The organism is Corynebacterium sp. HMSC070H05, from assembly GCF_001837615.1.
Classification (GTDB): domain Bacteria; phylum Actinomycetota; class Actinomycetes; order Mycobacteriales; family Mycobacteriaceae; genus Corynebacterium; species Corynebacterium coyleae.
The window spans coordinates 1-1,721 of record NZ_KV833297.1 but is presented as its reverse complement, the minus strand read 5'-3'; the positions used below and the strand labels follow the sequence as shown (position 1 = coordinate 1,721).

Annotated in this window: 2 protein-coding genes; both read left to right on the top strand. The window is 56.5% G+C overall.

The annotated features are described in order from the left end of the window. Window positions 1–1,149: IS21 family transposase (istA, locus tag HMPREF2617_RS03620; protein WP_141762995.1), on the top strand; the 1,149-nt coding region annotated here is incomplete at its 5' end. Between the two features lies 1 nt (window position 1,150). Next, window positions 1,151–1,721: ATP-binding protein (locus HMPREF2617_RS03615; protein ID WP_070839994.1), on the top strand; the 571-nt coding region annotated here is incomplete at its 3' end.

Sequence of the window (1,721 nt, the reverse complement as noted above, 5' to 3'; positions counted from 1 at the left end):
AGGCAGGACCATAAAGCCCCAGGAGATGGGTTCATGGAGTTGGAATGGTCTCCCGGGGTCATCCAGGTTGATTTCGGCCAGGCAGAAATCAACCTGGCGTCAGATGTGAAGGTTGTACACCTTTTGGTGGTGACGTTTCCGTACTCGAATATGAGGTTTTGCAGGGCCTTCGCCGGTGAAACCGCCGAGTGTGTCATTACCGGATTGCTGGATGTCATCGATGCTGCCGGCGGAGTGCCGACTGAGATGGTCTTCGATAACGCTACTGCTATTGGACGCCGTGTCGGCCCGAAGGTTGTCGAATCAGAGCTCTTCGCCGCGTTTAAAGCGCACTATCGGACTCGGTCGCGTTACTGCAACCCGTATTCAGGCCATGAGAAAGGCAATGTGGAAAACGCTGTCGGGTTCATCCGCCGAAACCTGCTCGTTCCCGTGCCAGAAGTTGCTTCACTGGCAGAACTAAACGCTCTTCTGGACTCTGGGTGTGCCGCGTTTGCCAAGCAGACCCATTATAAGAAGGCAGCGGTAATCGCTGATCTGTTTCAACACGATCAACAAGCGCTCAAAGCATGTCCGTCGGTGCGGTTTAATCCGGTGCGTTTCGAAGTGCGTCGCACCGATAAAACCGGGATTGTCACCGTAGCAGGCAACCGCTACCTAGTCGGGCCTGCCTGGGCAAACAGGCAAGTCACACTGGAATTGTCCCACGACACCATCACCGTCTTAGACGAGGAGTCTCGACGCATCATCGCGCTGCCGAGAGTCTTCGGCACTGCAGACGCTACAGTGATCAACCCCATAAGTCTGCTGCCAGGGTTAGCCAAAAAGCCGGGAGCGTGGAAGAACTCACCACTTCGCCACCATATGCCGGATAACGTCGTCGGCTACCTCGACGAAGCAGATACCGTCACACGCCGTGAGTTTTTCACCCATGCACAAACCACCGCCGCAGAATGCGGTTTCGACGCCACCGTCACCGCCGCTGCAGCACTTTTAGAAGCCAACGCTCAACCAACCGGACCGCATCTTGGCATCGCTGCACGATACAGCACCCCACCACCAACACAGCACACCAGAGCAAACCTGGCTACCTACGACCAACTCCTTGCCACCACAATCAACACCCCACAGCATGCGGAGGCGACCTAAAATGAGCGCTACAACCACCAAAAACCAAGTTGTCACACTCGGCCGCCAGCTCTATTTGACCACCGCTGTGTTACGCCAATGCGTTGAACACGCCACCCCACGCCAGTGCGACATCCTCATCGAATTGTTCGAAGCTGAACTTTCTTCCAGAGCAGCATCCAGAGCCCGCCGCCTCATGCACCGTGCGCGTGTGCCAGTACGCAAAACCCTCGACGGCTACGACTGGTCACCAGTGACCCTGCCCACGGACATCACCCGCGAACACCTCACCACGCTTGAGTTTCTCAACGGATGCGAAGACCTCGTCTTCTACGGTGACGTCGGCACCGGGAAAACACATCTCGCCATCGCGCTAGCCACCCAAACATGCCTTGCAGGCATCCCAGCAAGGTTTTTCACCGCCGCCGGCCTAGTCGACCACTTACGCAACGCTAAACAGGCAGGAAGACTCGACAAAGAACTCGCAGCACTCGGCAAAAACAAGCTCCTCGTCATCGACGAACTCGGCTACATCCCCATCGACACTGACGGTGCACGGTTACTTTTCCAAGCCATCGCCGACGCCTACGAAC